19 protein-coding genes are annotated in these 23263 nt (G+C 62.8%); 6 read left to right on the forward strand and 13 right to left on the reverse strand.

Annotated features, from left to right (window positions below; all coding sequences use genetic code 11):
* Positions 1–127: 127 nt before the first annotated feature.
* The 5 genes from H597_RS0107655 to H597_RS0107675 are packed head-to-tail and all read right to left on the reverse strand — an operon-like array spanning position 128 to position 5237.
* Positions 128–2287, reverse strand: a complete 2160-nt coding sequence (locus H597_RS0107655) for a type IV pilus secretin PilQ (protein ID WP_035373413.1) — start codon at positions 2285–2287, stop codon at positions 128–130.
* A complete protein-coding gene (locus H597_RS0107660; RefSeq protein ID WP_028101620.1) occupies positions 2284–2811 on the reverse strand; it encodes a pilus assembly protein PilP in 528 nt (175 codons plus the stop codon). Before H597_RS0107660 ends, H597_RS0107655 begins: the two co-directional genes overlap by 4 nt.
* Entirely contained in the window at positions 2808–3503 is a 696-nt protein-coding gene (locus H597_RS0107665) for a type IV pilus inner membrane component PilO (RefSeq protein WP_028101621.1), read from the reverse strand. The genes H597_RS0107660 and H597_RS0107665 overlap by 4 nt, the downstream gene beginning before the upstream one ends.
* A 10-nt stretch (positions 3504–3513) precedes the next feature.
* Positions 3514–4158 carry a PilN domain-containing protein gene (locus H597_RS30120; protein WP_035373416.1) on the reverse strand — a complete coding sequence of 215 codons (645 nt, stop codon included), beginning with the start codon at positions 4156–4158 and terminating at the stop codon, positions 3514–3516.
* Entirely contained in the window at positions 4158–5237 is a 1080-nt protein-coding gene (locus tag H597_RS0107675) for a pilus assembly protein PilM (RefSeq protein ID WP_028101622.1), read from the reverse strand. The genes H597_RS30120 and H597_RS0107675 overlap by 1 nt, the downstream gene beginning before the upstream one ends.
* A 365-nt stretch (positions 5238–5602) precedes the next feature.
* On the opposite strand from H597_RS0107675, the gene H597_RS0107680 reads away from it, so the two are divergent.
* Positions 5603–7870 (forward strand): penicillin-binding protein 1A, encoded by a 2268-nt coding sequence (locus H597_RS0107680; protein WP_211232022.1) that lies wholly within the window; start codon positions 5603–5605, stop codon positions 7868–7870.
* 34 nt (positions 7871–7904) lie between these two features.
* On the opposite strand, the gene cyaY is transcribed toward H597_RS0107680, so the two are convergent.
* Entirely contained in the window at positions 7905–8237 is a 333-nt protein-coding gene (gene cyaY, locus H597_RS0107685; RefSeq protein ID WP_028101624.1) for an iron donor protein CyaY, read from the reverse strand.
* A 72-nt stretch (positions 8238–8309) separates the two neighbouring features.
* Between cyaY and lptM the strand changes: the two genes are divergently transcribed.
* Both lptM and lysA read left to right on the forward strand, forming a co-directional pair.
* Positions 8310–8453: an LPS translocon maturation chaperone LptM gene (lptM, locus tag H597_RS34005; protein ID WP_083940997.1), complete on the forward strand. Its 144-nt coding sequence runs from the start codon at positions 8310–8312 to the stop codon at positions 8451–8453.
* A gap of 4 nt (positions 8454–8457) precedes the next feature.
* Positions 8458–9726: a diaminopimelate decarboxylase gene (gene lysA, locus H597_RS0107690; RefSeq protein WP_028101625.1), complete on the forward strand. Its 1269-nt coding sequence runs from the start codon at positions 8458–8460 to the stop codon at positions 9724–9726.
* Here the strand turns inward: lysA and msrQ are convergent.
* Entirely contained in the window at positions 9719–10348 is a 630-nt protein-coding gene (gene msrQ, locus H597_RS0107695; protein WP_028101626.1) for a protein-methionine-sulfoxide reductase heme-binding subunit MsrQ, read from the reverse strand. The two genes, lysA and msrQ, sit on opposite strands and share 8 nt — an antisense overlap.
* Positions 10348–11277, reverse strand: a complete 930-nt coding sequence (gene msrP / locus H597_RS0107700) for a protein-methionine-sulfoxide reductase catalytic subunit MsrP (RefSeq protein WP_028101627.1) — start codon at positions 11275–11277, stop codon at positions 10348–10350. The genes msrQ and msrP overlap by 1 nt, the downstream gene beginning before the upstream one ends.
* A 233-nt stretch (positions 11278–11510) precedes the next feature.
* On the opposite strand from msrP, the gene H597_RS0107705 reads away from it, so the two are divergent.
* Complete coding sequence (locus tag H597_RS0107705; protein WP_028101628.1) at positions 11511–14369, forward strand: ImpA family metalloprotease; 2859 nt, start codon at positions 11511–11513, stop codon at positions 14367–14369.
* Between the two features lie 254 nt (positions 14370–14623).
* Here H597_RS0107705 and ccsB read toward each other — a convergent pair whose 3' ends face one another.
* The 3 genes from ccsB to H597_RS0107720 all read right to left on the reverse strand — a co-directional run bounded on the left by ccsB (position 14624) and on the right by H597_RS0107720 (position 18832).
* Positions 14624–15943, reverse strand: a complete 1320-nt coding sequence (ccsB, locus tag H597_RS0107710) for a c-type cytochrome biogenesis protein CcsB (protein WP_028101629.1) — start codon at positions 15941–15943, stop codon at positions 14624–14626.
* Between the two features lie 28 nt (positions 15944–15971).
* A complete protein-coding gene (locus tag H597_RS0107715) occupies positions 15972–18065 on the reverse strand; it encodes a cytochrome c biogenesis protein ResB (protein ID WP_028101630.1) in 2094 nt (697 codons plus the stop codon).
* Between the two features lie 101 nt (positions 18066–18166).
* A complete protein-coding gene (locus H597_RS0107720; RefSeq protein ID WP_028101631.1) occupies positions 18167–18832 on the reverse strand; it encodes a c-type cytochrome in 666 nt (221 codons plus the stop codon).
* 151 nt (positions 18833–18983) lie between these two features.
* Between H597_RS0107720 and yihA the strand changes: the two genes are divergently transcribed.
* Both yihA and hemB read left to right on the forward strand, forming a co-directional pair.
* Complete coding sequence (yihA, locus tag H597_RS0107725; protein WP_028101632.1) at positions 18984–19688, forward strand: ribosome biogenesis GTP-binding protein YihA/YsxC; 705 nt, start codon at positions 18984–18986, stop codon at positions 19686–19688.
* On the forward strand, positions 19685–20689 hold the full coding sequence (hemB, locus tag H597_RS0107730; RefSeq protein ID WP_028101633.1) for a porphobilinogen synthase: 1005 nt from the start codon (positions 19685–19687) through the stop codon (positions 20687–20689). The genes yihA and hemB overlap by 4 nt, the downstream gene beginning before the upstream one ends.
* A gap of 52 nt (positions 20690–20741) precedes the next feature.
* Here hemB and H597_RS0107735 read toward each other — a convergent pair whose 3' ends face one another.
* Together H597_RS0107735 and H597_RS0107740 are read right to left on the reverse strand one after the other, a co-directional pair.
* Positions 20742–22211 (reverse strand): high affinity choline transporter 1, encoded by a 1470-nt coding sequence (locus tag H597_RS0107735; protein ID WP_028101634.1) that lies wholly within the window; start codon positions 22209–22211, stop codon positions 20742–20744.
* Positions 22212–22301: 90 nt separating this feature from the next.
* Positions 22302–23204, reverse strand: coding sequence for a hypothetical protein (locus tag H597_RS0107740; protein ID WP_028101635.1), 903 nt, complete (start codon positions 23202–23204; stop codon positions 22302–22304).
* Positions 23205–23263: the final 59 nt, after the last annotated feature.

Raw genomic sequence — 23263 nt, forward strand, 5'->3', positions numbered from 1 at the left:
GGGGCAGTCCGCGCCGGGGCCGGTGCGGGCGGCGCCGGCCAGCGCGGCCAACGACAAACGGCCCCGGACATTGCTGTCCGGGGCCGTTCGGGCGTTGGCGGGAGCCGGCTGCCGCCGGCCGCGCCGCTTAACGCGTGGTCAGGCGGTCGGTCACGATTTTCGGCGTGATGAACACCAGCAGCTCGGTCTTGTCGTTGGTGCGCGACGAGGTCTTGAACAGGTTGCCCAGGATCGGGACGTCGCCCAGCAGCGGCACCTTGCTGACGGAATTACGTTCCACTTGCTGGTAGATACCGCCCAGCACCACGGTGCCGCCGTTTTCCACCATGACCTGGGTCTTGACGTGCTTGGTATCGATGGCGAAACCGGCGCGCGTTTCCTGGCCCACGGAATCCTTGTTGACGTCGACTTCCAGCACCACATTGCCGTCCGGGGTGATCTGCGGCACCACGTCCAGCTTCAGGTTGGCCTTGCGGAACACGATCGAGGTCGCGCCGCTGGAAGTGGCCACCTGGTATGGCAGTTCCACGCCCTGCTCGATGGTGGCGGCCGCTTTGTCGGCGGTGACCACGCGCGGGCTGGAGATGATCTTGCCGCTGCCATCGGCTTCCAGCGCCGACAGTTCCAGGTTCAGGAAGCGGTTGGCCGCCGCGTTGAACAGGCTGACCGCCAGGCTGCCCGCTTGGGCGCCGTTGATCGAGGCTGCCGGCAGGTTGATGAACTGGGTGTTGCCGTAGTCATCGATGCCGTTGTTGACCTTGACCACGCCCTGGGCTTGGCCGAGACCGGTCTGGTTGCCGCTCACGCCGACGCGGGTATTGCCGCCCGCACCCCAGCCGGCGACGCCGCCGCGGATGGCGCGCATGTCGGCGAAGCCCAGTTTGGCGCCCAGGTTCTTGGTGAAGGTGTCGGACGCTTCCACGATACGCGCTTCAATCAGCACCTGCTTGGTGGCGATGTCGGTCTTCTGGATCAGCTTGCGCACTTCTTCCAGCTTGGCGGCGATATCGGTCACGAACACCTGGTTGGTGCGTGGCTCGATGATGGCGCTGCCGCGCTTGGACAGGATGCGGTTCTTGGTGTCGCCCGCGTTTTCAATCCCGAACACGGTCTTGAACGCTTCCGCCTTCTGGTAGTTCAGCTGGAAGATTTCAGACTTGAGCGGCTCCAGGTCGGCGATCTGCGCCTTCTGTTCCAGCTCCAGCTTTTCCTTGGTCAGCAGTTCTTCCTTGGGCGCGATCCACAGCACATTGCCGTTCTTGCGCATGTCCAGGCCCTTGGCATTGAGCACCACGTCCAGCGCGTGGTCCCATGGCACTTCCTTCAGGCGCAGGGTCAGGTTGCCCTGCACGCTGTCGCTGGTGATGATGTTCAGGCCCGAGATATCGGCAATGGCTTGCAGCGCCGCACGCACTTCCACGTTCTGGAAGTTGAACGACAGCTTCTCGCCGCGGTAGCCCTGGGTGCCCTGCACCAGCTTGTTCGGGTCTTCCTTGATCGGCTTGACATCCACCACCAGCTGGGTATCGCTCTGGTAGACGCTCTGCTCCCACAGGCCGTGCGCTTCCACGGTCATGCGCACGTTGTCGCCCTGCGGCACGGTGGTGACGCGGGTGATCGGGGTGCCGAAGTCGGTCACGTCCAGGCGGCGGCGCAGGGTATCCGGCAGGCCGGTCTTGAGGAAGTCGACCACCACGCCGGTCGGGGTCTGGCGCACGTCGACGGCAACCTGATTGTTCGGCAGGTCGATCACGACGCGGCCTTCGCCGCCGGTGCCGCGGCGGAAATCGATGTCGCGCAGCTGCTGCTTGCCGGCCGGTGCCGGCGCCATCGCTGCAGCCACAGGCAAACCGCGCCCGTCGACCGCTTGCGCCACGCCGCCCGAACCATCGATGGTCAGGATCACGTTCTTGCCGTCAAGCGCGGTAGCGTAGTTCAGCGCGCGCTTGAGATTGAACACCAGGCGCGAACGTTCGCCGGCCTGCACCACATTGACGCTGGCCAGGTCGCCCACATTGATGTCCTGGCTGGTCTTGCCGGTGGCGTTGGTGGTGGCGCCGAAATCGAGCGCGATGCGCGACGGGTTGGTGATGGCAAAGCCGATCGGCAGCTTCTGCGGCACGTCCTTCATCGCGATCTTCACGATCACATTGCTACCTTGCTGGTTAGCGGTGATCGATTCGATCGCATTGCCTGGCTGGGCCTGCGCGGCGGCGGCACTACCGGCCAGCGCCAGCACGACGCTAGCCTGGCGGCACAGACGCTTCAGGGTTCTGATGGCGATCATTTGGAGCTCTCCTTACTTTCCTGCAGTTCCAGCTTCGACATGCGCTCGACCCAGTCGCCGGCCGCATCCTGAACAATTTCACGCACCGTGATCGCGTCTTCATTGACGCCGGTGATCAAACCGTAATTCTGTCCCACGTATTGTCCCTTCTTGACCTGGTAGACGGTGCGGTCAATCTGCACCAGGCCATACACCACATTGTTTTTTTCCATATTGCCGACCATCTTCATGGCATCCAGCGGGAAGCTCTCGAGGAACTCCTTGCGCCGGTTCTGGTCCGGGGCTTGGGCCCCGCCCGGACGGCTCTTGGCCAGTTCGGTCAGCAGCTTGCTGGCATTGAACGGGTCCAGCGCATCGCCGGCCGCGTAAGCAAACGGCACGAAAGTCTTCGGCTCCGGCAGCGGCTTGACGGTCGGCTTGGTATTGGCCTCGACGTCCTTCATCCAGCTGCGTACCTGTTGCACATCGCTGTCGCCGCAAGCGGTCAACAGCAAGGCGCAGGCGAGGGGGGCGAACTTCTTCATTGCGGGTTCCCTCCCTTGTTTTTCTTCTTCTCGTTGGCGGCCTGGCGCTGCTGGGCCACTTCTTCCGGATCGAGGTAGCGGAAGGTCTTGGCCGTGGCATTCAGTGTCAGCATGCCGGCGGCGGCGGCGTCCTTGGCGTCCTTGCTCTTGGTCTCCAGCGAGATATTGTTCAGCGTGACGATACGCGCCATGCCTGCCAGGTCGCCGGCGAAGGCGCCCAGGTCATGGTAGCTGCCATTGACGCGCAGTTCGATCGGCTGCTCGGCGTAGTACTCCTTGACGTCGACGCGGCTCGGCTTGAACAGCTCGAACGACAGGCCGCGCCCGGTGCCGGCATTGTTGATGTCCGACAGCAGGGCCGCCATTTCGGCTTTACCCGGCAGTTGCTTTTCCATCTGCACCACGTATTTGTCGACCTGCTCCTTCTGGCGCTTGAGCTCCTCGAGGTTGACCGCCTGGCCCACCTTCAGGCTGAACTCGTCGCGCAGCTTCTGCTCCTGCGCCGCGCCCTGCTCGAGCTCCTCGTACTGGCCCTGCCAGTAGCCGAAATAGCCGCCCAGCACCGCCAAGCCAGCCACGCCGATTGCCAACAGCAGGCGCGGCAGGATTGGCCACAGGCCCGGATGGATACCATTCAGGTTCCGGAACTGGGAGCTGAGCGTTTCCCCTATATTTTTCAAATCAGTTGCCATAGTTGTGCTCTCAGGACTTGACAGCGGCATCGGCCTTGGCGCCTGGTTTGGCGCCCGGCTTGCCATCCGGGTTGTCGTCCTTGTCGCGTGGACGTTTGATCATGACCGACAGCTGGAATTCCACAATATTGCGGCCCCCCGTCTTATTGGGACCGCTGCCGCCCATCGTGCCGGCCTTGACTTCGACCAGGTCCGGACGCTCCAGCCACGGCGAATTGCCGGACAGGTTGCGCAGCAGTTCGGAGACGCGCTCCTGCGACTGCGCACTGCCGGTCAGCGTGACTTTCAGCGCTTCCTGCTTGACCGATTTCAGGAACACGCCGGCCGGTGTCTGCTTGACCAGTTCGTCCATCAAGTACACCGGCTGGTTGCGGTCGGCCTGCAAATCTTCCACCGCTTGCTGGCGCGCCTTCAGCGCATCGATTTCCTGGCGCAGCGTGGAAATTTCCGCGATCTTTTTGTCCAGGTCGGCAATGGCGCCCTTCAGCACCTCTTGGCGCTGGGCCTGGATCGCCAGTTCGCGGGCGTTATAGCCGCCCACCATGGCGACAACGGCAGCGCCCGACAGCAGGCCCACGCCCAGCAGGGCGTAGAAAGCGCTCTTGCGCAGCTTGCGCCGCGCCTCCCGGTGCGGGAGTAAGTTAATACGTATCATCAGCCAAACCTCCGCATGGCAAGGCCGCAGGCCACCAGGTACGCCGGCGCATCGCTGCGCAACGTTTGTTCACGCACGCCGGACGCCAGCTGCATGCCCTTGAACGGCGAAATGACGGCGCTGGAAATACGGGTGCGGCTGGCGATCATTTCCAGCATCCCCGGCAGCAGCGCGCAGCCGCCCGCCAGGAAGATCTGGTCGATCTTGGTGTACGGCGTCGAGGTGAAGAAGAACTGGATGGCGCGCGTGACTTCCAGCGCCGCCCCTTCCAGCCATGGCCCGAGCACGTCGGCCTGGTAATTCTCCGGCAGGTCGCCCGCCTTCTTGCGCGCCTCGGCTTCCTCGAAAGCCAGGCCGTAAGAACGCACGATATCCTGCGTCAGCGAATTGCCGCCGAAAGGCTGCTCGCGTTCATAGATGGTGGTGCCATCGAGCATGACGGAAATCTGCGTCGACACGGCGCCGATCTGGAACAGCGCGATCACCTGGCCGCCGCCGCCGTTAGGCAGCTGCGCGGTGACGCGGTCCAGCGCGGCGCGCGCGGCGTACGATTCGATGTCCATCACCGCCGCCTTCAGGCCGGCCGATTCGGCAATCGCCACCCGGTCCTCGACTTTTTCACGGCGCGCCGCGGCGAGCATGACTTCGATGTCCTCGGTGGAATTGGCAACCGGGCCGATCACGTCGAAGTCCAGGCTCACCTCGTCCAACGCGAACGGGATGTACTGGGCAGCTTCGGATTCGACCTGAATCTCCAGCTGTTCCTCGGACATGCCGGCCGGCAGCACGATTTTCTTGGTAATGACGGAAGCAGGCGGCATGCCCAGCGCGACGTGTTTGGCGCGCGTGCCGCTTTTCTTGATCAGGCGGCGTACCGCCTCGATCACTTGCTCCATATTTTCGATATTGCCGTCGGCGACAGCGCCGCGTGGTAGCGGCTCCGTGGCGCAGCGCTCAAGGCGCAGGCCTTCCTTGCCTGTTTCAGACAATTCAACCAGGCGCACGCTTGAGGTGCTGATATCGAGGCCGACCAGCGGGCCTTGGTTGCCGCTGAACAGGGCTTTCAGGTCCAATGACATGGATGCACTCCTGACAACTCCATAGACATTTACATATCCAAATTCGTTTTAAAAACCCGTGTTTAGACCGCAAACATGAGACAGTACATTAGATGCTAGCAACTTTAACTGCGCACTGTAAAGGTATTTCTCCAGTGCACGATTACAGATTTGTGCGGGTTTAACCACACTTAATGCTGCATAAATGGCATATCAAGTAACTAAGTTGCATAGTTACTCACAGAAAATATTTCTCAATATCAGGTGCGCGCCGGGGCGTAGGCCCTCATTTATAATGCCTTGCATAAAATCCACTGAAACCGCATATGACTGCAAATAACCACGAGACCTCGGCGAAAAAAAAATCGCCGAAGGGTTTCTTGCTGATGGCCCTGATATCCCTGCTGGGCCTGGTCCTGGCCGGCGTGCTGCTGGTGGTGTTCGGCCTGGCTCTGGCCTACCCCAACCTGCCGTCGCTGGATACCATCACCGACTACCGGCCGAAAATGCCGCTGCGCATCTACTCGGCCGACAATGTGCTGCTGGGCGAGTTCGGCGAAGAACGCCGCACCCTGGTGCATATCAAGGACATCCCCGATGTCATGAAGAAGGCGGTGCTGGCCATTGAAGACAGCAACTTCTACGAACACGGCGGCGTCGACTACCTGGGCATTCTGCGCGCCGCCGTCCATAACGCGACCGGCGGCGCCCGCCAGGGGGCATCGACCATCACGCAGCAGGTAGCGCGCAACTTCTTCTTATCGAGCGAGCAAACGTTCAAGCGCAAGGCCTACGAAGCGCTGCTGGCCTGGAAGATCGAGCAGAACCTGTCGAAGGACCAGATTCTGGAGGTCTATATGAACCAGATCTACCTGGGGCAGCGGGCCTACGGCTTTTCTTCGGCCGCCCAAATCTATTTCGGCAAGAACTTGAAAGACATTAGCGTGGCGGAAGCGGCCATGCTGGCCGGCCTGCCCAAGGCGCCTTCGGCCTACAACCCGGTGGTCAACCCGAAGCGCGCCAAGGTGCGCCAGCAGTACATCCTGCAACGCATGGCCCAGCTTGGCTATATTACGCCCGCACAGTTCGAAGCGGCAAAGATTGAGCAACTAAAAGTGAAAACCGACAGCAGCGCGTTCGGTGTCCACGCCGAATATGTTGCGGAAATGGCGCGCCAGCTGGTCTACGAGCAGTTCAAGGAGGAGACGTACACGCGCGGCCTGAACGTTTTCACCACCATTACCAAGGCCGACCAGGACGCCGCCTACCTGGCCCTGCGCAGCGGCGTGATGGAGTATGAAAAACGCCACGCCTACCGCGGCCCGGAAGCCTATGTCGACCTGCCGGCCAACAAGGCCGAAGCCGACGAGATGGTCGAGACCGAATTGGCGGCCCACCCGGACAGCGACAATATCGTGGCCGCCATGGTCTTGAGCGCGGCCGCCGACAAGGTCGCCGCCGTCACCGCCTCGGGCGAGGAAATCAGCATCAGCGGCGCCGGCCTGGCCATGGGCAAGAGCTGGCTGTCGGACAAGAACCCGCCCAACAAGCGCATCCGCCGCGGCGCCGTGATCCGCGTCATGCAGGAAGGCAAGGACTGGCAGATCACCCAGATGCCGGAAGTGGAGTCGGCCTTTGTTTCGGCCAGCACCGAGGACGGCGCCATCAAGGCCATGGTGGGCGGCTTCGACTACAACCGCAACAAGTTCAACCACGTGACCCAGGCTTGGCGCCAGCCCGGCTCCTCGTTCAAGCCGTTCATCTATTCCGCTTCGCTCGAGCGCGGCCTGTCGCCGGCCACCATGATCAACGACGCCCCGATCTCCTTCGACGCCGGCCAGACCGGCGGCCAGGCCTGGGAGCCGAAGAACTATGACGGCAAGTACGAGGGCCCGATGACCATGCGGCGCGGCCTGACCAAGTCGAAGAACATGATTTCGATCCGCATCCTGCACCGCATCGGCGCCAAGTACGGCCAGGAATACGCCACCCGCTTCGGCTTCGACCCGGAACGCAACCCGCCCTACCTGACGCTGGCCCTGGGCGCCGGCGGCGTGACGCCGATGCAGATGGCCGGCGCCTACGCCGTGTTCGCCAACGGCGGCTACAAGGTTTCGCCCTACCTGATCGCCAAGGTGACCGATGCCAACGGCAAGGTGCTGTCGCAGGCCAGCCCGGACAAGGCCGGCGAGGCCAAGAACCGCGTGATCGACGAGCGCAACGCCTTCCTGATGGATTCCATGATGAAGGATGTGGTGCGCTTCGGTACCGCCACCCGCGCCCTGTCGCTCAAGCGCCCGGACATCGCGGGCAAGACCGGCACCACCAACGACTCGATCGACGCCTGGTTCGCCGGCTACCAGGCCAAGCTGGTGGGCGTGGCCTGGATCGGCTTCGACCAGCCGAAGAACCTGGGCAACAAGGAAACCGGCGGCGGCCTGGCCCTGCCGATCTGGATCGGCTATATGGGCAAGGCCTTGAAGAATATTCCGATCGAGGAACGAGCAATTCCGCCGGGCATCATCGCCCAGGATGGCGAGTACTATTATGCGGAAAATCCGCCGGGGGTCGGCATCGACAGCCTGGAAGGCAATACGCGCGGCACGCCGGCGGAAGAGAAACAGAAGGACGCGGTGAAGAACGAGCTGTTCTAAGCAGCGGCAAAAAAGGGGGCGGCGCCCCCTTTTTTTATGGCGCCAGCACCACCGGCGCCCCGCCCTGCTCCGTCACGATCGCCGACAGCGCGGCATACAGCTCGGTGCCGCGGCGCGTATCGATCCACTGGCCGGCCACCTGGCGGTAATGAAAGCCGCCCGAACGCGCCGCCACCCACAGCTCCTGCATGGGCGCCTGCGAGTTGATGATCACCTTCGAACCGTTGTCGACGAATTCGATTTCCAGCACATTGCCGCTGCGGCTGCACTCCACATCCACCATGTCCTGCTCGCACAGGCGGTCCAGGGCAGCCTCGATCGCAGCCAGCGTTGCCTCGGCCTGGTCCAAAAATTCCGTTTCGGTCATGCTACACTCCAAGATTCCTATCAAGCCCCTATTCTAATCGTGAAGTCCCGAATCGCACTTGCTGTCCTTGCCATGACAGCCCTGCTGGCCGGATGCGGCCAAACCGGCCCGCTCTACCTGCCCAAGCCACCCTCCAAGCCTGTTACCGCGGGCAAGCCGGGCGTGGCGCCGCCGTCGGCGCCGGTCCCGTCCACTCCCCCAGCATCCCAACAGTAAGCTTATGTCCCACTTCGAATACCAGAATGGCGTGCTGCACGCCGAAGGCGTCGCGCTCGATGCGATCGCGCAAACGTACGGCACGCCCGCCTATGTCTACTCCAAAGCGCGGCTGACCGAGAACTTCGACGCCTACGCCAACGCCTGTGCCGGCCGCGATGCGCTGGTGTGCTACGCGATGAAGGCCAATTCCAACCTGGCCATCCTGGACTTGCTGGCGCGCCGCGGCGCCGGTTTCGACATCGTTTCGGGCGGCGAACTGCTGCGCGTGATCGCCGCCGGCGGCGATCCGAAGAAAGTCATCTTCTCGGGTGTCGGCAAGAGCGTGGAGGAAATGCGCCTGGCCCTGTCGCACGACATCCTGTGCTTCAACGTCGAATCGATCCCCGAGCTGCACCGTCTGAATGAGGTGGCGGGCAGCATGGGCAAGAAGGCGCGCATTTCGCTGCGCGTGAACCCGAACGTGGACGCCAAGACCCACCCTTATATCGCAACGGGCCTGAAAGCCAACAAGTTCGGCGTCGCCTTCGACGACGCGCTGGCAACCTACCGCAGCGCGGCCGCCCTGCCGCACCTGGACGTGTCGGGCATCGACTGCCATATCGGCTCGCAGTTGCTGGACGACGCGCCGCTGCTGGAAGCGCTGGACAAGCTGATCGAATTGATCGACGCCCTGGGCGCGGAAGGCATCCACCTGCACCACCTGGACATCGGCGGCGGCCTGGGCATCGACTACGGCGACGGCGCACCGGTGCCGGTGGGCGACTACCTGGCGCGCCTGTTCAAGCGGGTCGATGCCTGGCGCGCGGCAAAGCACGGTGGCAAGCCGATCAAGGTGATCTTCGAGCCGGGCCGCTCCATCGTGGGCGATGCCGGCGTGCTGCTGACGCGCGTGGAATTCATCAAGCACGGCGAAGAGAAGAACTTCTGCATCGTCGACGCGGCCATGAACGATATGGCGCGCCCCGCCATGTACCAGGCGTGGATGGCTATGCAGCCGGTGAACAAGACCGGCGCCGCAACCGCCATGTTCGACGTGGTCGGTCCGATCTGCGAATCGGGCGACTGGCTGGCGCGCGACCGCGAACTGAATGTCGCCCCGGGCGACCTGCTGGTGATGAAGACGGCCGGCGCCTACGGCATGACCATGGCCTCCAACTACAACACCCGCGGCCGCGCCGTGGAACTGATCGTCGACGCCGGCCAGGTCCACGTGGTACGCCGGCGTGAGAATCCGGCCGAGCTGTTCGCGCTGGAATCCCTGATCAAGTAAGGCGTTCGCGGGCGGCGGCGGCTTTGCCGCGCGCCCACCATGCGCGCACGCCCAGCAGGGCAAGCACGATCAGGCCGAACAGGATCGGCTTGTTGAAGTCGTGCTTGCCGGCCCGCATCCACCAGAAGTGCAGGATGCCCAGCGGGGCGATCACATACACCAGCTTATGCAGCGCCTGCCAGCGCTTGCCGCCCAGGCGGCGCACCATGGCATTGGTGCTGGTCACGGCCAAGGGCAGCAGCAGGACGAAGGCGCTGAAGCCGACGGTGATGAACGGCCGCTTGGCGACATCCTTCAGCATCGCCTGCACGTCGAAGAAATGGTCGAACCACAGGAAGGTAGTGAAGTGCAGCAGCGCGTAAAAGAAGGCGTACAGACCCAGCATGCGGCGCAGCTTGAGCAGCCAGTTCCAGCCGGACAAGCGCCGCAGCGGCGTGACGGCCAGCGTGAGGCACAGGAAGTACAGGGTCCACGAACCGGTGCTGCGCGTGATGTACTGCAGCGGTTCGACCAGCTTGTCGGCCGCCACCAGATACACCAGCGCGAAGAACGGTAGCAGCGCCGACACGAAGGCGCTGGACTTGATCGCCGTCAGCTGGCGCGCTGTCGGGGTGAAGGCCATCAGTAGTACTTCTTCAAGTCCATGCCGCTGTACAGCGGCGCCACCTCGGCATAGCCATTGAACATCAGCGTCTTGCGCTTCTTGGTGAAGAAGCCGTCTTCGCCGATGCGGCGCTCGCTGGCCTGCGACCAGCGCGGGTGGTCGACCTCCGGGTTAACGTTCGAATAGAAGCCGTATTCATTCGGCGCCGATTTGTTCCAGGACGTGCGCGGCATCTCGCGCACGAAGCGGATCTTGACGATCGACTTGGCCGACTTGAAGCCGTACTTCCACGGCAGCACCATGCGCACCGGCGCCCCATTCTGGTTCGGCAGCACTTCGCCGTACATACCGAACGTCAGCAGCGCCAGCGGATGGTTGGCTTCGTCGATCCGCAAGCCTTCCACATAGGGCCACTCCAGCACCCGGCTGCGTACGCCCGGCATTTGCTGGTGGTCGGCCAGGCTGACGAACTCCACGAATTTGGCATTGCCGGTCGGCTCGACCTTCTTGATCAATTCCGAGAAGGAGTAGCCGATCCAGGGGATCACCATCGACCAGCCTTCCACGCAGCGCAGGCGGTAGATGCGCTCTTCCAGCGGCGCCAGCTTGAGCAAGCTGTCGATATCGAGCGTCATCGGCTTTTTGACCTCGCCCTCGACCTGCACGGTCCAGGGCCGCGTGCGCAGGGTGTGGGCATTTTCGGCCGGGTCGGACTTGTCGGTGCCGAATTCGTAGAAATTATTGTAGGACGTGGCGTCCTTGCGCGAAGTCGGTTTTTCCATCACCGCGAAGGCGGGATTGGGCCGGGCCGGCAGCCGCGCACCTGCGGCGCCCTGGGCCAGCGCCAGCTCGGGGCCGAGGATGGCGCCGGCGGCCGCCAGCTTGATGAACTTGCGGCGCGACTCGAACACGTCGCGCGGGGTGATTTCGGAAGGAAGGATCAGCATGGCGGCTCCAAGGGTGGTGCAACGGTAATAGCTGAACGTTACACCAGATTGCTGAAGCCGATATTAAAGCCAGGCCCAGGCATTTTTATCTTTCCTGCAACAGCAATTGCGAAAAATTGGCAGTATTTTCAAGAACTTGCCCAAAATCATGATATCTTTCTGTTTCCATGCGTCAACATTTTTTAAAGAATATGAATTCGGTACCCTCCCCTGGCATCGCGCGCAGACTGCGCATGTCCCTTCCCCTGCTCTGCATCCTGGCCAGCCTGTACGGTTGCGGCGGCGGTTCGAGCAGCAGCCAGAATGCCAACGGCAGCCCTGGCCAGGCAAACGGCAGCAACCCCAACAATCCGGCCAATGGCGGCGGCGGCCAGCCTGCTGATCCCAACGCGCCACTGATCAATGCACTGGCCTCCGGCAACGGCAGCACCCTCAGCCTCGGCACGGTCATGGGTGCGGCGCAAACCTTGATCTCGGGCCAGATCAGCGAGTACGGCTCGGTTAAACAAGCGGTCTTCAACGGCGTCGGTCCGATCGACTGGGATCCGAGCCAGGATTCCTCCTATTTCACGGTGCTGGACGTAGCCCGCAACCATGTACTACTCCCAAGCAACTGGAAGTACAAGGGCAATGCCGCCGGCTCCGGCGCCACGCTGGCCGTGGCCGGCACGGCCCCGGTCAGCAAGGCACGCTACGCCGCATTCGGCGGCAATCCGCTCGGCGTGCCGGGCAATGCCGCCATGGACAAGCTGATGACCAACACTGTCGGCTGGCTTTCGAGCCGCGCCGGCAGCGGCAATTTCAAGGTGGTCGTGGCACATATGCCCGGCACGGAAACTTACTGGTATCCGCACGAGAAGAAGGTGCGCGATTGGTTCTACGGCAAATACACCGGTGTGACCGTCAACAACCTGGCGTCCGGCGCCAGCCAGCAGGACAATAGCTGCGACGGCACAGCGCTTGCCGGCTGCCTGCAAGGCGCCGACCTGCTGGTGATCGGCCGCGAACAGGGCCCAGGCAGCTATTCGGGCGACACCGTGATGAAAGCCGTCACGGATGCCCAGGCGCGCGGCATTCCCGTGCTGTACCTGCACCACTACCGCGACGCCAACGACCTGGCCGGCCGCATGCTCGACTATTTTGGTCTGGATCAGGAGATCAACTACTGGTCGGAAGAGGGGCTGAAAGCCTTTAACCCAGCCTCTCTGCCTAGCGCGCCAGCGCAACTGTCCGCAATGCAGGCCCTGCTCAACCGCCTCGAGCAAGGCAGCTTCAGCACGAACTGGAGCGGCTGCTCGAACGCGATGCGCATCGACTGCTCCGGCGACGCCACCTATATGGCGGAATTCGGCACGCTGGCGGCGCAGATCCGCGACGCCTTGCGCAAGTTCGACAGCGACAGCACGCAACTGTTTGCCCGTCCCGGCTACCAGCTGGAAAAGCTGCTCGTCCTGCTGGGCGACAAATACCGCGAAAACGTCAGCTACCCGATGGACAAGTCCGCCAATAAACAGGACTTCTTCCGCGCCTACTTCTCGGACGCAACCGCCTATATCACCCGCAGCAGCTCGTCCGTGGCGAAAAACCTCGGCAACTTCTCCGCGCCGATCGCCACCAGCACGCCAACCCTGTCGCAGACCGTGACCGTCACCCTGCCGGCCAGCGGCAGCAAGGAATACCTGACCGGCCTGTACGTCATTCCAGGCAAGACGGTCACCCTGACCCGTACCGACGGCGGCAACGGTCCGGTGCACTTCGGCCTGAACATGCTGCGCGACACCACGCGGATCTTCAATACCTACGACCGCCCGACCAATATTTCTTCGCCGCGCCCTGCGCTGGAACAGAACAAGCCGGTCTCCATCACCAGCCCGTTCGGCGGTCCGCTGATGCTGTTTGTCGATGCCGCCACGTCGGGCTCGCAGCCGGTCACGGTGCGCGTGGACGGCGTGATCACCCACCCGGTGCTGCGCAATCCGAACGACCCGGCGGCCGTCGCCGCCTTCCAGAACGAGGTGAATACCACCCCGACCAACTGGGTAGGCTTTACCACCGATACCCTGACCATCCATTCGACGCTGGACCATTTCAAGCAGACCATCGCCGATTACAACGGCAATATGGCGGCACTGGCCTCCGATATCGCCGTGTACACGGTGAAGGACACCTACGAGCTGGCAGGCTTCAATTCGGCCAGCGGCCAATTGCAACTGGCAAACGGCGTGACGGCCTTCTGCAATAGCAAAGGCTGGGATTGCACCGGCCTGCAGCACCGCCGCGACGTGATGCAGCACGTGATCAGCGACTCGCATGCCTTGTGCGGCAACGGCTGCTCCGGCAATCCGTTCGACGAAGACTGGGCGTTCGATCCGCTGGGCTGGGGCGAATCGCATGAAATCGGCCACAACCTGCAGCAATCGCGCCTGAACGTCTATGGCGGGAAGTCGACCGAAGTGTCGAACAATATCTTCCCGGTGCACAAGCAGATGAAGTACAACCTGAGCGCCGCCGGTATTGCCTCGCCGATCAGGTCGCACGCCGGCGCGGGCCAGGAAGTGTTCGACATCGTGAAAGCGGCGCTCGGCACGGCCGATCCTGTCACCTCCATGTACAACAGCAGCTGGAGCGACGCCAGCTACGCCGCCAACGGCACGCCGCGCCTGATGTTCTATCGCCAGCTGGTCGAGTATGCGCGCTATTACAACAACGGCGGCCAGTTCCAGGATGGCTGGGAAATCGTTCCGCTGCTGTACCTGCTGAACCGCAACTTCGCGCAGGCAAATGACGCCAGCTGGTCGAGCAAGGCCGCCGGCTTCGGTTTCGGCACCTACGCCGGCAGCTACCCCGGTTCGATGGACGGCAACGACTTCCTGCTGATTGCCAGCTCCAACATCATTGGCCGCGACATGCGCCCGATGTTCGCGCTGTGGGGCATCACCACCACCTCGGCGGCACAGGCGCAAGTGGCGGCGTACAACTACCAGTCGTCGCAGGCGCTGTACTTCCCGATGAACACCGTGATCAGTCCGAAAGACAAGGTCGGCGCGCCGATCGTGATGTCGGCCGGTGCAAGCTATCCAGCGGGCTACTAAGTCCGCCAGCCCGGCCGCCTTGCGTGGCCGGGCATTTACGTCCCCCTCGTTCTGAGGGGGGAGGACTCCCCACTCCGCAATCCACAATGAATACGCCGAACCCGAACGCGGGTCGGATGCCTGTCCGGACTGACGCCGGTCGATCAACCGCGCGCACCGGCCTCGTTCCGGGCTGAATTGCAAAGGGGATTGCGCCGGTAAGCGCTGAAGAAAGCCCCCGCCAAGCGGCGGGGGCACGCCATCAAGACGTGGGCTTACAGCTTGCCGTAGGAATGCAAGCCAGACAGGAACATATTCACGCCCAGGAAGGCGAACGTGGTGACCAGCAGGCCAATCAGCGCCCACCACGCCGACCAGCGGCCGCGCAAGCCCGACATCAGGCGCATGTGCAGCCAGGCCGCGTAATTGAGCCAGACGATCAGGGCCCAGGTTTCCTTCGGATCCCAGGACCAGTAGCCGCCCCAGGCTTCCGCCGCCCACAGCGCGCCAAGGATGGTGGCGATGGTGAAGAAGGCAAAGCCGATCGAGACCGCCTTGTACATCACATCTTCCAGCACTTCGGCATCGGGCAGGCGGTTGACGATGCGCGACCGCAGCAGGTTCCCCAGCGCGAACAGCACCATCAGGCCGACGATCATCTTGCCGCTCTTGAGCAGCGCCATATTGGTAGCCTCTTCCGTCAAGCCGGTCTTGGCCAGCATGCCGAACAGGGACAGGATCACCGCCGGGATCACGCCCAGCGCCTTCCACATGACGCGCGGCTCCTCATATTTCAGCAGGTAGGCCCAGGCCACCATCGACGCCAGCGCAAACGTGCCGTAGCCGATGAAGTTGGCCGGCACGTGGATCTTCATCCACCAGCTTTTCAGCGCCGGCACCAGGGGCTGGATTTCGGCCGCGCCGCGCGCCGCCGAGTACCACAGCAGGAAGGCGACCGCGGCCGTGATCACTAGCAGCACGAAGGGGCCCAGCGCGCGGGTGGCGTAGTGCGCTTCGTAATACAGGTAGAACATGGCGGTGATCAGCGAGAACAGCACGAACACTTCGTACAGGTTCGAAATCGGGATGTGGCCAATGTCGGCGCCGATCAGGTAGGACTCGTACCAGCGCACCAGCATGCCGGTCACGCCCAGTACCACGCCAGCCCAGCACAGGATCGAGCCCGCCGCGCCGCCCAGGGCGGAGCGGCTAAGCATGCCGCCCCAATAGAACAGGGTGGACAGAACGAACATCGTACTCATCCACAGGATCGCCGACTGGCTCGACAGCATGTACTTGAGCCAGAAGCGCGACTCGGCCGCGGCCAGCTGGCCGCCATACATGCCGATGCCGGCCAGCGCCAGCGCGAAAGTCAGCGGCATCAGCCAGCGCAGCGGCTTCCAATACCAGCCCAGCGCGGAGAAGGCGGGCGCCGAGGCCAGCAGGATGCCTTTCTCGTACACATCCATATAGGCGCCGAAGCGCTGGAACGCATACAGCGCACCGGCGAACAGGACCAGGGAAAACAGCCAGTCAAACGCGCCCAGGCGCTTGAAATAGCCCGGCTGCTGGGCATAGATTTGTGTCGCTTCCATTTGTGTTCTCCAAAAACCTGGCAACAGCTTACGCCGATTGCGGCAGTTTCTCCTTGAGTTCCTTAAATTCCTTCTCGAAATCCAGCGTCTTGCGCTGGGTGCTCATGGCCATCAAGGCCTCGGCGCCGGTCTCGCCGCCCTTGATCCACACCCAGACGCGGCGTTCGCGGATATAGAACATCGCGAACACCCCCAGCACCAGCAGCAGGCAGCCGATATACACCAGGGTCTTGCCCGGCGAACGGGTGACCTGGAACACCGAGGCCTTGACCTCGACGAACTCGTCCAGCTGCAGGTAGACCGGCGCCCCGTAGAAGAAGCTGTCCGACAAGGCATTGGTGGCCTGCTGCAGGAAACGGCCGTGCGCCTCGTCCATTGCGGCGGCCGGCTTGCCATCCTTCTCGCGCGCCACCTGCCACAGCTCCCACATCGAGCCGTTCAGGATTTTCAGGAAGATTTCCGCCGCGTTGGTCTGTTCGGCCTGCGGTACCTTGTCCTGCAGGAAGCGGCTGATGGCGAAGAAGCCGGCGCTCTTGGCGTCCCCGGCGAAGATTTCCAGGCCCTTCAGCGCGGAGCCTTCAAGTTGCGCGCGCAAGGTGTCGCCCGCTTTCGACTTCGGCATCGCCAGCGCGGCATAGCGTTCGGCGGCCTTCTGGCGCAGCGCCGGGTCCTGCAGGGCGGCGCGCAGGCGCATCCAGTCGCGTACGCTGTGTTCGTCGTCCACGGGAATGCGCAGGTAGCTGAACGGGTCGGCCGGGGTGGCGCGCACGCCGGACAGGAAAAAGGTTTCGCCGTCCATGGTGACCGGCTGCATATAGTTCTGGAATTCGCGCGCCTGGCCGGTCTTGTCGCGCAGCTTGTACTGCACCGAGGGGCCGAGGTTTTTCAAGTCCTTGCTGTGGGCGGTCTTGGCAGCCGAACCGAGTTGCTTGTCCAGGCTGCGGGCGATGGATTCGTTCAGGTTCTCGCCCTTGCTGACGGCGCGCGCGTCCTGGCTGCCCATGTTTTCCACATTGAAGGGGCGGAAGTCGCTCCACTCCACGCTGTAGTCGTCATCTAGCTTGCTCGCGCCATTCACTTCGCCTTGCATGGCGAAGCTGGTGCTGCCGGCCCCCTGCATCGGGTAGCCGACCAGCTTGAGCTTGGTGCCCCCATCCTCGAAGGAGGACTGGTAGATTGCCACGCCTTCAAAGATCAGCGGCTTGTTCACTTCGATCACGGCATCGACACTCTTGCCGCTCTCGTTGGAACGCACGGTGACATGGCTGGCGAACAGCTTCGGCATGCCGGTGCTGTAGAAGTCGATATCGAATTTCTTCAGCTGGATCGAGAACGGCAATTCCTGCAACAGCACGCCATCCGGACGGGCCAGGATGGCGGTATTGCCGGTCGTGCCCTCCGGCAAGGCGATATTGCCGCGGTAGGTCGGGTTGTGCACCCCGAGGCGGTGCTGGGCCGGCACGTCGGCGATCAGGCCGGAGCCGGCGAAGGCGGTCTTGCCCAGCAGCCATTGCTGGAAGCGGATCGGCAGGTCGGAATCCAGCATGCCGCCCACCAGGATGACGACGATGGCGCTGTGGGCAAAGATATAGCCGAACTTGTTGCCGGCGCCGCGCTTGGCCGTGACCAGGGTGGCGCCCTCTTTTTCCACGATCCTGGCGGCATAGCCGGCATGGCCCAGGCGCTGGGCCGTCTGGCCGGCCAGCGCGGCGCGCGCCAGGGGCGACTGCCAATGGTGCTTGTGGTGGAAGTTGTTCAGCGACGCTTCGCGCACCTTCTCGCGCCAGCTGCGCATATCCTTCAGCATCTTCGGCGTATTGTGCACCACGCACAGCGAAGTCGAGACGACCAGCAAGCCGCACATGGCAACAAACCACCAGGACGAGTAGATGGCGTACAGCCCCAGCTTGTTGAACACTTCGAACCAAAACGGGCCAAACTGGTTGATGTAGTTCGGCATTGGCTGGCTTTGCTGCACGATGGTACCAATGATGGCGGCAAAGATGATCACCACGAACAGGGCGATCGCAAAGCGCATCGAAGACAGCAGCTCGACGGTCTCAGCGACTGGGCCGCGGCGGTGGCGCAGCTGGATTCCGGAAGTGGTGGGGGCGTTGCTCATTACTCGGGGAAAAGTCAGGAGGATAACAACAAAAAGGGCAGCCTGCTTGCGCGGCCGCCCTGTTCATGTCCAGTACCGCCCGGCAGCGGGCGGTGCATTGATTACTTCAAGCCGGCCATGTAGTCGGCAACCGCTTCGATTTCCTTGTCGGACATGCGGTAGGCGATGGCTTGCATTTCAGGGCTCGACTTGCGGGTGTTGGCCTTGAATGCCTTCAGGGTGGCGGCGGTGTAATCCTGGTGCTGGCCGCCCACGCGCGGGTAGGCCGACGGCATGCCGGCACCGGCCGGGCCGTGGCAGGAAGCGCAGGCCGGGACGCGGTTTTCGGCGATACCGCCGCGGTAGATCTTCTTGCCCAGCTCGACGGTATCCTTGTTCTTGGCAGCGCCGGACTTGCTCGCTTCCGTATTCAGGTAGGCCGCGATGTTTTTCTTTTCTTCATCGGACAGTGCCTTGGCGAACGGGGTCATCACGGTGCCGGGGCGGGCATCGCCGCTGAACGCCAGCAGTTGCTTGTAGATATAGGCTTCGCCCTGGCCGCCCAGTTTCGGGTTGACGGTGATGGTGGATGCGCCCTTGGCGCCGTGGCAGGTGACGCAGGCCGGGATGCCGCGCGCGTTGTCGCCTTCCGCGTACAGGGTGGCGCCTTTGGCCGGGTCCGCTTTGGCGGCGGCCGGGGCGTGGGCTTCGTTGGCCGAGGCCGCACCGGTCACAGCCAGCATTGCGATGAACAAGGATTTTACAAATGGCGAAAACGCACGATTCATTCAGACACCCTGGGACAAAGTAAATAGTTAGCGGTAGAGGAATCGGGTCATGCGAATTGCCTCATTGACCGGCAATATAGCATGGCAACAATTCGTAACCCCTTATTGTACAATAGCTTTTCTGCTTTATTGCCCTCTTTTGTTGCCCCCCATGTCTAAACTCTGGCAAGCCCGCTTTTTCACCACCGTCAACCATCTGCGCGACCTGCCTCGCACGACGGTGCCGGAGATCGCCTTCGCTGGCCGCTCCAATGCCGGCAAATCCACCGCGATCAATATCCTGTGCAACCAGAAGGGCTTGGCGTTCGCCTCCAAGACTCCGGGCCGCACCCAGCACATCAACTTCTTCTCGATCGGCGGCGCCCACGTGGCGATGCACCGCCACGACCCGACCAATATCGACGAGATCCAGTGCATGATCGCCGACCTGCCCGGCTACGGCTATGCCGAAGTATCGGGCGACGCCAAGAACCACTGGCAGCGCCTGCTGGGCGACTATGTGCAGCGGCGCGAGCAGCTGGCGGCCCTGGTCCTGATGATGGATGCGCGCCGCCCGTTTACCGACCTGGACCAGCAGATGATCGAATGGTTTGCCCCGACCGGCAAGCCGATCCATTGCATCCTGACCAAGGCGGACAAGCTGAACCGCAACGAATCCATCAACGTGCTGCGCCAGGCGCAAGCCAAGCTCGACAGCTACGTCGATGAAGACGGCGAAGGTTTCCCCTTCACCGTGCAATTATTCTCCGCGCTGAAGCGCATCGGCATTGAGGAAGCCACGGCCAAGATCGAAGCGCTGGCCGGCCTCGCCGATGGCGATGCAGCGCCCATCACCATTGAAACGGAACACGAATGATCACCCCAGATTTCCCGGCTCTGCGCATGCGCCGCATGCGCCGCGACCCGTTCTCGCGCGCCCTGATGCGCGAGCACACCGTCACGGTTGACGACCTGATCTACCCGGTCTTCATCGTCGAAGGCAGCAACCGCCGCGAGCCGGTCGCCACCATGCCAGGCGTGGACCGCATCTCGGTCGACCTGCTGCTGAAAGTGGCCGAAGAATGCGTCAAGCTGGGCATCCCGGTGCTGTCGCTGTTCCCGAACATCGACCCAGCACTGAAGACCAATGACGGCATGGAAGCGCTCAATCCGGAAGGCCTGATCCCGCGCGCCGTGCGCGAGCTGAAGAAGAATTTCCCGGAACTGGGCATCATGACCGATGTGGCGCTCGACCCCTACACCAGCCACGGCCAGGACGGCACCGTCGACGCCAAAGGCTCGATCCTGAACGACGAAACCACTGAGATGCTGATGCGCCAGGCCCTGTGCCAGGCCGACGCCGGCGTCGACGTGGTCGGCCCGTCCGACATGATGGACGGCCGCATCGGCGTGATGCGCAAGGCCTTCGAAGCCCGCGGCCTGATCCACACCCGCATCATGGCCTACTCGGCCAAGTACGCTTCCGCCTTCTACGGCCCGTTCCGCGACGCGGTCGGCTCGGCAGCGGCGCTGGGCAAGGCCGACAAATTCACCTACCAGATGGATCCGGCCAACAGCGACGAAGCCCTGCGCGAAGTGGCGCTCGATATCGCCGAAGGCGCCGACATGGTGATGGTCAAGCCGGGCATGCCCTACCTGGACATCGTGCGCCGCGTGAAGGATGAATTCAAGGTGCCGACCTATGCCTACCAGGTGTCGGGCGAATACGCCATGCTGAAAGCCGCCGCGCTGAACGGCTGGCTCGATCATGACAAGGTGATGATGGAATCGATGATGGCCTTCAAGCGCGCCGGCGCGGACGGCGTGCTGACCTACTTTGCCCTCGATATTGCGCGCAAGCTCAAGGGCCTGGCCTGAGCCGGGACAGCGCTATGAAAAAGGGCCGCTCACAGCGGCCCTTTTTATTTCGTCAGGCATTCAAGCCTTTAACGTGGTGTACGCTTTCCTGCCGGTTTTGCAGGAACTGCGGCATCAGCGAACCGGCGATCAGGCCGACGAAGGCCATCGCCAGGCCGGCCAGTTGGCCAGGGAACATCTTCGACAATTCTTCGCCGCCGATTTGCGGGAAGAACAGCAGCCAGGTCCCGATGCCCAGCACCAGCGACAGGATCGCGCCCTGGGTGGTGGCGCGCTTCCAGTACAGGCCCATCACCAGCGGCACGAACGCTCCGACCAGGGTGACTTGGTAGGCGCTCGACACCAGCTCATAAATCGAGGTGCCCTTCATCGCCACCGCATACATCAGCACGGAGCCGGCGAAGATCACGATGGTGGCGCGCATGGCGAACAGCTGCTGCTTGTCTCCCATTCCCGGACGCAGATTCTTCAGGATGTTTTCCACAAAGCTGGTCGACGGCGCCAGCAGAGTGGCCGATGAGGTCGACTTGATGGCCGACAGCAGCGCGCCGAAGAACAGGATCTGCATCACCAGCGGCATCTTGGTGAGCACGAAGGTCGGCAGCAGGCGCTGGTAGTCGTTCTTGACCATTTCCAGGCCGTGGTCGCCCATCACGATGATGGCGCAGCAAACGATGAACATCGGCACCGCCGCGAACAGAATATAGCTGGCGCCGCCGATAATGGCGCCGGTACGCGCGGTCGGCGCGTTCTTGGCCGACATCACGCGCTGGAACACGTCCTGCTGCGGGATCGAACCGAGCATCATGGTCACGGCCGAGCCGACGAAGAAGGCCACGTCGGTGAACTTGGCCGGCGGCAGGAAGCTGCCCAGATCCTTGCTCGACACCATCTCGACCACCTTGCCGGCGCCGCCCGCCAGGTCGGCCGAGAAGAAGGCGATCACGGACAGGCCGACCACCAGCACAATCATCTGGATGAAGTCAGTCCATGCCACGGCCAGGAAGCCGCCGATCACCACATAGATCAGCACGGCCAGGGTGCCGACGACCATGCCCATGGTTTCCGACATGGCGCCGTTGGTCAGCACGGAAAACACCAGGCCGAGCGCCGTGATCTGCGCCGCCACCCAGCCCAGATAGGAAACGATGATGGCCACCGAGCAGAACACCTCGATGCCCTTGCCGAAGCGCTGGCGGTAAAAGTCGCCGATGGTCAGCAGGTTGAGCTTGTACAGGCGGGCCGCGAAGAACATGCCGACCAGGATCAGGCAGGTGCCCGCGCCGAACGGATCTTCCACGATGGCGTTCAAGCCGCCCTGGATGAATTTGGCGGGAATGCCCATCACCGTTTCCGCGCCAAACCAGGTCGCAAACGTTGTCGTCACCACCATAATCAGGGGCAGGCTGCGGCCGGCCACCGCGAAGTCGGTCGTGTTCTTGATGCGGGTACCGGCCCACACGCCCAGGCCAAGGGTACCCAGCAGGTACAGGACGACAAAGGAAATCAGGGTGATGTTCATGCGGCGAAAACTCCGGCTCCGAGCGGCAAATTCGGCGATTATAGCGGCAAGAACTCGGCTGGTTTGAAGAATTTTTACAACGTTGTTGCCTTATCGCACTTTCCCATAATTCGGGAAGAATTCCAGCATCAGGAAGGCTTGCAGCTCTTTCTCGTCCTCCTTGCGCGCGCTCATAGGAACATTGCGGCCGAGGCGGTGCGACTCCCAGACGAAGTCGCCCGGCTTCTCCTTGCGGATCATTTCGATCATCTTCTTCACGATTGCCGTTTCGACATCCTTTTCCGTCCCCTGCTCCACGCGCACCTGCTGCAGCCACTGGCGCTTGAAGTTCGAGCTGAAGCCTTTGAACTTGATCTCCGCGCTATTGAAGCTCTGGTTCACGATCTGGAACACGCCGCCCGAGTCATTACGCTCGCCATTCGCGTTGCGGCCCTGGGCACCCATGATATTGGCCATGGCGCGCGCCTTGGCCTGGGCGCCGGCATCCTCCTCCTGGGCCGGCTGCTGGGCATCGCCCATGCGCGCGCGACGGCGTTTTTCGACCAGGGCCGCCATGTCCGGCACATCCTCCGGCGGCGGCGTCAGCTTGGCCTGCTCCGGCGGCACCACCTGCTCCTGCGGCTTGATGGTTTCGGTAATGGCATTCTTGTTCGGCGGCAGGTAGGCGCGCGCCGAACGCGGCGTTTCCTTGGCCGGCTTGGGCTGGGCCTTCGGCTGCGCCTTCGCTTTGGGCTGGGGTGCCGGCTTGCCCGGCGTGATGTAGACCATCTCGCCGGCCTTGGGCGGCGGGCTCAGGTTGATTTTGTTCTTGGGATTGATGAAATAGATGGCCACCACCAGCAAGTGGAGCGCGATGGTGAAGGCCATCCCCCAGCGGTTGGGCTGGTTGGCCCCGTAGTCGAGCACTTTTTCCTGCGGCCATGGCTGGCCGCAGGTCGGGCAATGCCCGTCATGGGCCGCGAGTTCGGCGTGACAATGGGTGTACTGGTGCAAGATAGTGGCTTTGAACTGAGGGGGCTGGGCGGCAGCTTACCGACTTTCGGCCTTCACGA

The organism is Pseudoduganella violaceinigra DSM 15887 (genome assembly GCF_000425385.1).
GTDB classification, from domain to species: Bacteria; Pseudomonadota; Gammaproteobacteria; order Burkholderiales; family Burkholderiaceae_D; genus Rugamonas; species Rugamonas violaceinigra.

Bases quoted from the DNA above. Each gene is read 5' to 3' on its own strand.
- H597_RS0107655 (WP_035373413.1), bottom strand. From the start codon at position 2,287: ATGATCGCCATCAGAACCCTGAAGCGTCTGTGCCGCCAGGCTAGCGTC.
- H597_RS0107660 (WP_028101620.1), bottom strand. From the start codon at position 2,811: ATGAAGAAGTTCGCCCCCCTCGCCTGCGCCTTGCTGTTGACCGCTTGC.
- H597_RS0107665 (WP_028101621.1), bottom strand. From the start codon at position 3,503: ATGGCAACTGATTTGAAAAATATAGGGGAAACGCTCAGCTCCCAGTTC.
- H597_RS30120 (WP_035373416.1), bottom strand. From the start codon at position 4,158: ATGATACGTATTAACTTACTCCCGCACCGGGAGGCGCGGCGCAAGCTG.
- H597_RS0107675 (WP_028101622.1), bottom strand. From the start codon at position 5,237: ATGTCATTGGACCTGAAAGCCCTGTTCAGCGGCAACCAAGGCCCGCTG.
- H597_RS0107680 (WP_211232022.1), top strand. From the start codon at position 5,603: ATGGCCCTGATATCCCTGCTGGGCCTGGTCCTGGCCGGCGTGCTGCTG.
- cyaY (WP_028101624.1), bottom strand. From the start codon at position 8,237: ATGACCGAAACGGAATTTTTGGACCAGGCCGAGGCAACGCTGGCTGCG.
- lptM (WP_083940997.1), top strand. From the start codon at position 8,310: ATGACAGCCCTGCTGGCCGGATGCGGCCAAACCGGCCCGCTCTACCTG.
- lysA (WP_028101625.1), top strand. From the start codon at position 8,458: ATGTCCCACTTCGAATACCAGAATGGCGTGCTGCACGCCGAAGGCGTC.
- msrQ (WP_028101626.1), bottom strand. From the start codon at position 10,348: ATGGCCTTCACCCCGACAGCGCGCCAGCTGACGGCGATCAAGTCCAGC.
- msrP (WP_028101627.1), bottom strand. From the start codon at position 11,277: ATGCTGATCCTTCCTTCCGAAATCACCCCGCGCGACGTGTTCGAGTCG.
- H597_RS0107705 (WP_028101628.1), top strand. From the start codon at position 11,511: ATGTCCCTTCCCCTGCTCTGCATCCTGGCCAGCCTGTACGGTTGCGGC.
- ccsB (WP_028101629.1), bottom strand. From the start codon at position 15,943: ATGGAAGCGACACAAATCTATGCCCAGCAGCCGGGCTATTTCAAGCGC.
- H597_RS0107715 (WP_028101630.1), bottom strand. From the start codon at position 18,065: ATGAGCAACGCCCCCACCACTTCCGGAATCCAGCTGCGCCACCGCCGC.
- H597_RS0107720 (WP_028101631.1), bottom strand. From the start codon at position 18,832: ATGAATCGTGCGTTTTCGCCATTTGTAAAATCCTTGTTCATCGCAATG.
- yihA (WP_028101632.1), top strand. From the start codon at position 18,984: ATGTCTAAACTCTGGCAAGCCCGCTTTTTCACCACCGTCAACCATCTG.
- hemB (WP_028101633.1), top strand. From the start codon at position 19,685: ATGATCACCCCAGATTTCCCGGCTCTGCGCATGCGCCGCATGCGCCGC.
- H597_RS0107735 (WP_028101634.1), bottom strand. From the start codon at position 22,211: ATGAACATCACCCTGATTTCCTTTGTCGTCCTGTACCTGCTGGGTACC.